The sequence below is a fragment of the Klebsiella terrigena genome (genome assembly GCF_006539725.1).
Lineage (GTDB): Bacteria > Pseudomonadota > Gammaproteobacteria > Enterobacterales > Enterobacteriaceae > Klebsiella > Klebsiella terrigena.
Genome location: NZ_BJNO01000020.1, coordinates 101,846 through 110,203 on the forward strand (window position 1 = coordinate 101,846; position 8,358 = coordinate 110,203).

At 66.2% G+C, this 8,358-nt stretch carries 3 protein-coding genes; all 3 read left to right on the forward strand.

The genetic code is table 11. The features are described 5' to 3' along the window. Positions 1 to 40: 40 nt before the first annotated feature. Positions 41 to 1,720, forward strand: coding sequence for a ShlB/FhaC/HecB family hemolysin secretion/activation protein (locus RTE01_RS20100; protein ID WP_174824241.1), 1,680 nt, complete (start codon positions 41 to 43; stop codon positions 1,718 to 1,720). After that, complete coding sequence (locus RTE01_RS20105; protein WP_134527630.1) at positions 1,720 to 2,268, forward strand: toxin-activating lysine-acyltransferase; 549 nt, start codon at positions 1,720 to 1,722, stop codon at positions 2,266 to 2,268. The genes RTE01_RS20100 and RTE01_RS20105 overlap by 1 nt, the downstream gene beginning before the upstream one ends. Then, on the forward strand, positions 2,261 to 8,358 hold a 6,098-nt coding region (locus RTE01_RS20110; protein WP_141335295.1), incomplete at its 3' end, for a two-partner secretion domain-containing protein. The genes RTE01_RS20105 and RTE01_RS20110, both read left to right, overlap by 8 nt.

Consider the following 8,358-nt stretch of genomic DNA (forward strand, 5'->3'; position numbering starts at 1 on the left):
AAACTCACAGTTTGTTCATTTTCACATTGCAAGGATGCCAATGAACCGCGAAGCCATTTTTTGCCGGGCGATCGCCTCAGCTATAGGTCTGTTTTTTCTGCTGCCGGCCCACGCCGCAGGCCCTGACGATCAGTTTATCATTCAGCAGCAGCGTCAGAAGGCGCTGGAGCAGCAGCTGACCCCGCCGACGCCCGACGTGCGCCTCTCCGAGCCCGCTTCCGGCTTCGGTCGCATTCCTTTCCCGACGGAAACGCCCTGCTTTCCCATCCACCGCGTGGCGCTGAGCGGCCAGCAGGCACTTCCCCGCTGGCTGCCGCTGCAGCGCATCGCTGACCAGGCGCAGGGGCGCTGCCTCGGAGGGAAAGGGATTAACCTGCTGATGAGCACCCTGCAAAATCGGCTGGTCGACGGCGGCTGGATCACCACCCGCGTGCTGGCGCCCTCCCAGGATTTGAAAAGCGGCACCCTGAAGCTGACGATCGTGCCGGGCTACGTGCGCCACGTGCGGCTGACGGAGCAGAGCGACGACTATATCCGGCTGTATAGCGCCTTTCCGGCCCATGAGGGCAATCTGCTCGACCTGCGCGATATCGAACAGGGGCTGGAAAATCTCCAGCGCCTGCCCACCGTCGAGGCGAGCATGGAAATTGTCCCCGGCGACAATCCCGGCGAGAGCGATATCGTCATTACGCGTAAGCAGTCGAAGATGTGGCGTCTGGGGCTGTCGCTGGATGACTCGGGCACCGAAACCACCGGTCGCTATCAGGGCGGCGTAACGCTGTCGCTGGATAACCCTTTCTCGCTCAGCGACTTGCTGTACCTCTCCGCCAGCCACGACCTCGACGATAGCGGCGGCAAGAGCAGCCGCAACTACATCGGCCACTACTCCGTGCCCTACGGCTACTGGATGCTGGGGGTCACCGGCAGCGACTACGACTATCACCAGACGGTGGCCGGGCTGAACGGCGACTACCGCTACAGCGGCAAAAGTAAAAATCTCGACCTGCAGCTCAGCCGCGTTCTGCACCGCAGCGGGACGCAGAAAACGACCTTCACCTACGACGTGCTGGCGCGTGAAACCCGCAACTTCATCGACGATACCGAAGTCGGCGTCCAGCGTCGCCAGACGGCGGCCTGGCGCGTGGGGCTGCAGCATCGCCACTACATCGGCCAGGCCACCCTCGACCTCGGCGCCAGCTACCAGCGCGGCACCCGCTGGTTTGGCGCGCGGCCCGCGCCGGAAGAGTACGTCGGCGACGCCACCGCGCTGAGCAAAATCACCCAGCTCAACGCCCAGCTCGACCTGCCCTTTACCCTCGGGAGCCAGAATTTCCGCTACAACGTGCAGTATCTGCGCCAGATCAGCAACACCCCGCTGACGCCGCAGGATCAGTTCGCCATCGGCAACCGCTGGACGGTACGCGGATTCGACGGCGAGCGCACCCTCAGCGCCAGCCACGGCTGGTACGTCCGCAACGATCTGGCCTGGCGCACCCCGCTGGAGAGCCAGGAGCTCTATCTCGGCGCGGACTACGGTGAAGTCGGCGGCTATAGCTCTGATTACCTTATCGGCCAACACCTTGCGGGCGGCGTCATCGGCCTTCGCGGCAGCGCCTTCAATACCGGCTATGACCTGTTCGCCGGAACGCCATTCTCGAAGCCGGATGGGTTCCACACCAGCGCCGTCACGCTTGGCTTCAACCTGAACTGGAGCTGGTGATGCGCACTGGACAATACGAGATTAAGGCGCCGCTGATCTTCGGCGGTACCGACAACGAAGCCGAAGTGCTGGGGGCCAGCGTCTGGCTATGGATGCATTCGCCGATGCACCGGGACGCCCCGCTGCACGCCCTGCCCACGCTGCTGATGCCGATCATCAAGCGCCGCCAGTATGTGCTGGTTATCCAAAACGAGCGGCCGGTGTTTTTTCTCAGCTGGGCGTGGCTCAACCGGGAGTCTGAGGCCCGCTACCTCACCCGTCCGGCGATTGAGATGCGCGAGACGGACTGGGACAGCGGCGACCGGATGTGGTTTTGCGACTGGATCGCGCCGTTCGGCCATACCGCCGCCATGAACGCCCTGATGCGCCAGGAGGTCTTTGCCGACCACTGCGTGCGGGCGCTCTATCACCGCGGCGAGCAGCGCGGCAAGCGGGTGGTGATGTTTCACGGCCGCCGCGTCAGCCGCGAACAGGCCAGGACCTGGCGGCTGTCTCACCCGCTCGCCTTCGACCTGCCGGAAGCGTTTAAAGGACTAAACCATGAATAAGAACCTCTACCGTATTGTGTTCAACAAAGCGCGCGGCATGCTGATGGTGGTGGCGGACATCGCCCGCTCCGGACGCGCCGGCGCCGCACGCTCTTCCGCGCCGGGCAGCCTCCCGCGCCTGCTGCACGGCAAAATCAGCGCCATCAGCTTCGGCCTGTGGCTGGCGATGGGGGTGATTCACCCGGCGCAGGCCAACATCGTCGCCGACGCCGGCGCGCCGAAAAACCAGCAGCCGACGGTGATGCCGAGCGCCAACGGCACGCCGCAGGTCAATATTCAGACCCCGTCGGCCGCCGGGGTATCGCGCAACACCTACAGCCAGTTCGACGTCAACCAGCAGGGGGCGATCCTCAATAACTCGCATAAAAATGTGCAGACCCAGCTGGGCGGCATGGTGGCGGGGAACCCCTGGCTGGCGAAAGGCGAAGCGAAGGTCATTCTCAACGAGGTCAACTCGCGCGACCCCAGCCGGCTGAACGGGATGATTGAAGTGGCCGGGAAAAAGGCCCAGGTGGTGATCGCCAACCCGTCCGGCATTACCTGTAACGGCTGCGGCTTTATCAACGCCAACCGCGCCACCCTGACCACCGGGCAGGCGCAGCTTAACAACGGCAACCTCACCGGCTATCAGGTCGAACGCGGCGAAGTGACCATCGAAGGCGCCGGGATGGAGAGCTCGGGGGCCGACTACACCGATATTATTGCCCGCTCGGTGAAGGTTAACGCCGGGCTGTGGGCCAAAGACCTGCGGGTCACCACCGGGCGCAACCGGGTGGATGCCGCCCACCAGCGCATCGAAAAAACCGGCGACGATCCGGCGACCCGCCCGCAGCTGGCGGTGGATGTCGCCAGCCTCGGCGGCATGTACGCGGGTAAAATCCGCATGGTCGGCACCGAGAGCGGCGTCGGGGTGCGTAACGCCGGGGCCATCGGCGCCCAGGCCGGAAGCGTGAGCCTGAGCGCCGACGGCCGCATTGAAAACAGCGGCACGCTGCGCGCCAGCGAAGACGCTACCGTCCGCACCGCCGGCGAGTTCAGCAACGGCGGCGCGTTGACCGCCGGCCATAACCTGGACATTCAGGCGGCCAGCCTCACCGGCAGCCGCGACAGCGTGCTGGCCGCCGGAGTGCAAAATGACGGCAGGCTGGCGGAGAGCGGCGATCTGCGGCTGCACGCCGACGGCCAGCTGAGCGTCCACGGCCAGACGCTGGCCGGCGGGAACCTGCGCGCCAGCGGCCAGGGCGTGGACGTCATCGGCAGCCGAACCCAGGGCCAGCGGGTCGAGCTGGACAGCGGCGCGGGCCACCTGCTTACGCAAAACGCCGGTGTCAACGCCCGGGATCTGACCCTGCGCAGCGGCCAAACGCTCAACAACGACGGCGGCACGCTCAGCGCCGATGCGATAACTCTCTCCGCACAGCATCTTTCGAACCGCAAAGGCAAGCTGGTGCAGACCGGCAGCGGCGCCCTGGCGGTGAATCTGCCGGGCGACATCGATAACCGGGAGGGGGAGATTGCCGCCAACGGCGATATTCAGCTCGCGGCGCACGCCGTCGATAACCGCAGCGGGAAAGTGCTGGCGGCGCAGGGCGGCAGCCTGACGGCGCACGCCAGGACGACGCTGGATAACCGCCAGGGCACCCTCGCCGCGGCGGGCGATACCCGGATCGACGCCGGGGATCTCAACAATAGCCAAGGGCTGATCTCTGCCGCCACCGGCAGCGGCGAGATCCGCAGCGCGCAGGCGGTCAGCAACGGTAAGGGCCGCATCGAAGCGGCCAAAACCCAGACCATCAGCGCCGCCGGCCTGGATAACCAGCAGGGGGTTATCGTCGCCGACGGGGCCACGCTGGCGCTCGCCAACGGCACCTTCAACAACCACTCCGGCTCGCTGTACTCGCACGGCGCGCTGGCTATTCACAGCGGCGCGCTCGATAACCAGTTTGGCTACCTCGCCAGCGGCGGCACGCTCACCTTCAAAGGAGGCGATGTTGATAACCGTGCCGGTCAGTTCGCCGCAGAGCAGGCCCTGAACGCCAGCTTCAGCGCCTTCCTGAACCACGAGGGCAGCCTGAAGGCGCTGGGCGCGATGACGCTGAGCGGCGGCACGCTGGACAACGCTCGCGGGATCGTCGGCGCGGGCGGCGCGCTCGAGGTTGGCGTCACCGCCCTCGACAACCGCCAGGGCACCCTGTTCAGCAGCGCCGACGCCCTTCTGCGCGCCGACCGGCTGGACAACCAGGGCGGCCAGCTGGCGGCGCAGCGGACGCTGAGCGTGAACGGCGGGCAGCTGGTCAACGATAGCGGCGGCCTGATCCAGAGCGGCGGGAGCCTGACGATCGCCGCGGACGACATCAGCAACCGCAGCGGCAGCATCATCAGCAGCGCAGCCGCCACCCTGCGCAGCCAGCAGCTGCACAACGCCGGGGGAGAGATCCAGAGCGTCGGCGATCTGCTGATCGATAGCGCCCGCGGCATCGTGGATAACGTTTCCGGGCTGATGCGCAGCGGCGCGACGCTCACGCTCACCGCCGCCCGGCTGATCAACCACAATACCCTCGGCGACAATCAGGGGCTGGAGGCGCAGAACATCGCCCTCGCCAGCGAAGCGCTCGATAACCACAGCGGGATGATTCTGGCCGATAAATCGCTGACGGTGCGCAACGGCGGCGAGCTCGACAACCGCAGCGGCGGGCTGGCGGCCTCCGGGACGGTGGATATCCGTGGCGACGGGCTGGCGCTGTTTAACCAGGACGGCACGGTGAAAGCCGGCGAGATGCTGCGCATTGACGCGGACAGTCTCGACGGCGGCGGCCAGCTGCTGTCGCTCGGCGATATGGCGCTGAGCAGCCGCCGGTCGCTGAATAACAGCGGGACGATGGTAGCCAACGGCAGCTTCACGCTCGCCTCCGCAGGGGATATCACCAACGGCGGCAGACTGCTGGCGGGCAGCAGGCTCGACCTCACCGGCCATAGCCTGAGCAACGGGGCCAGCGGCGAAATTAACGCCGGGCAAAACACCCTTAACGTCAGCGACACGCTGTTCAACGCCGGGCTGATCGACGGCGGCTATACGCGGATTAACGCCGGGACCCTCACCAACAGCGGCAGCGGGCGCATCTACGGCAACGCCATTGGCGTCAATGCCATCACTTTCAATAACCTGGCAGAAAACGGCACGGCGGCGACCCTTGCCGGGCGCGAGCGCGTCGACCTCGGAGTGCAGACCCTGAACAACCGCGATCGCGGGCTGATCTACAGCGGCGGCGATCTGCTGATTGGCGGCGCGCTGGGGGATAACGGCGCCGCGATCGGCCGGGCGGGAACCGTCGATAACCACAGCGCGACGATCGAATCCGCCGGGGATATGACGATCGCCGCCGGGCAGATCAACAACATCAACGATCGCTTCACCACCGGGATCGTCACCGTTTCTCAGGATCGGCTAACCGAATATCAGCACACCGGCTCCCCCAACCGCTGGAACGCCGCGGACGACGGCGTGTTTGTTGACAGGAACTCCGCCGACGGCCTGCGCAATCTGAATACTCCGGACGACACCGGCAGCAATAACGATAGCTTCAACCAGTTCGACTATACCCGCACGGTGGAAGAGACGCGGATCCTCGAATCCGACCCGGCGAAGATCCTCGCCGGCGGCAATATAACGCTCACCGGCGATCGCCTGCTGAACGATAAGAGCCAGGTCATCGCCGGCGGCACCCTGGCGATCGCCGGCCTGCAGGAGGTGAAAAACGACGACGTAACCGGCGAGCGGCGAACCACCGACGTCGGTACCGCCACACACTACTACCGCATTCGCCACAAAGGGGGCGACGAGCAGGGCCGCGACCGTACCGCCTATACACCGCCAAGCGAAATTCAGAGCATCTCCCTGAAGCCGGGGCAGCTCATCAGCGGCGGCAGCGTCGAGGGCACGCCGCTCACCCTCGCGCCGCTGACCCCACAGGGCACGGCGGCGGCGATCGGCATCGCGGGCGCCGTCGCCGGTCAGCACACCGTTTCGCCCGGCGAGCCGGTCACGCCGCCGGCGGGCCAGCAGTTTGAGGTCACGCCCGCGGAAGGGGCGATTCGCATCGTCGGCCCGAATACGACCCTGCCGGATAACAGCCTGTTTACGGTCAACCCCGCCGCCGACGTGCCGTATCTGGTGGAGACCGATCCGCGCTTCACCAACCAGAAGCAGTGGCTCGGCAGCGACTACATGCAGCAGGCGCTGGCCGGCAACGGCGACACGACGCTGAAACGGCTGGGAGACGGCTACTATGAGCAGCGGCTGATCCGCGAGCAGGTGGTCGCCCTGACCGGCCAGCGCTACCTTGACGGCTACACCAGCGACGAAGAGCAGTTTAAGGCCTTGATGGATCAGGGCATTACCTTCGGGAAGCAGTACGCGCTGAAGAGCGGCGTGGCGCTGACCCCCGAGCAGATGGCGCTGCTGACCGGGGATATCGTCTGGCTGGTGAACACCACGGTGAAGATGCCGGACGGCTCGCTGCAGAGCGTGCTGGTGCCGCAGGTCTACGCCAAAGTCAAACCCGGCGACATCGACGGCTCCGGCGCGCTGCTCGCCGGGAATAACGTCAGCATCAAACTCAACGGCGACCTCTTCAACAGCGGCACCCTTAACGGCCGCCGCGTCCTGCAGCTTGACGCCGACAATATCACCAACCGGGCGGGCACCCTGCTCGGCGACGACGTGCGCCTGAACGCCCGCAGCGACATCAATAACATCGGCGGCATTATCCAGGGCGACAGCAGCCTGCAGGCGCTGGCCGGGCGGGACATCAACGCCACCACCACCCTCGCCGACGCGCAGAGCGTCAGCGGCGATAACCGCTTCAGCCGCACCACCATCGACAGCGTCTCCGGCATTTACGTTCAGGGCGATGACGGCAGGCTAACGCTGCACTCCGGCCGCGATATCACCCTCAGCGGCGCGCAGGTGGTCGCCAGCGGCGAACGCGGCGAGGTCCAGCTGGTCGCCGGGCGCGATATCCAGCTCAACGACGTCACCACCGCCCGGCGCGATAATCTGGTGTGGGATGCCGACAACGCCCTCAGCCAGAGTCAGAGCAGCAGCACCGGCAGCGAAGTGACCGGCAAAGGCAGCGTCACGCTGAGCGCCGGGCACGACCTCAGCGCCCGCGGCGCCCTCCTCTCCTCCGGCGCGGCGCTAAACCTCGGTGCAGGCAATAACGTCACCCTCGCGGCGGGCGAAAACAGCCAGACGCTGGACGAGCGCCACAAGGTCACCGGCAGCAGCGGCTGGCTGTCCAAAACCACCACCCGCACCCAGGACAATGTATCGCGGCAGACGGCCCAGGGCAGCGAGCTAAACGGCGACAGCGTCGGCATCACTGCCGGCAACGATCTCACCCTGCGCGGCAGCAGCGTGGCCGGCAGCGGCGACGTGGCCCTGCGGGCGGGCAACGACCTGCGGATCGACACCCAGGATGAGTACAACAGCGAGCAGCACCTCAAGCAGGAGAAAAAATCGGGGCTGATGAGCTCCGGCGGGATCGGCTTCAGCTACGGCACCCAGAGCGTGAAAACCACCGATACCGGGGCGGATATCACCCGGGCGGGCAGCACCGTCGGCAGCGTGAACGGCGACCTGACCCTGCGCGCGGGCGACAACCTGACGGTCAACGGCTCCGACCTGATCGCCGGCCAGGACATGGCCCTGAGCGGCAAAAACGTCGCCATTACCGCCGCCGAAAACCAGAGCCGGCAGACCCACGTGGTCGAACAGAAAACCTCCGGCCTGACCCTGGCCCTCTCCGGCACGGCGGGCAGCGCCCTCAACAGCGTGGTGCAGGCCACCCAGGACGCCAAATCCGCCGGCAGCAGCCGCCTGCAGGCCCTGCAGGCCCTGCAGGGGGTGAAAGCCGCCCTCTCCGGCGTGCAGGCCGGCCAGGCCGCGCGTCTGGATGCGGCGCAGGGCAACGATCCGGCCAACAACAATACGGTTGGCGTCAGCCTCTCTTACGGCAGCCAGTCGTCGAAATCGACCCAGCGCAGCGAGCAGACCATCGCCCAGGGCAGCAGCCTGACGGCGGGGCGCGA

Excerpts from the sequence above, each read along its gene's own strand:
- RTE01_RS20105 (WP_134527630.1), top strand. The coding sequence starts at position 1,720 with ATGCGCACTGGACAATACGAGATTAAGGCGCCGCTGATCTTCGGCGGT.
- RTE01_RS20100 (WP_174824241.1), top strand. The coding sequence starts at position 41 with ATGAACCGCGAAGCCATTTTTTGCCGGGCGATCGCCTCAGCTATAGGT.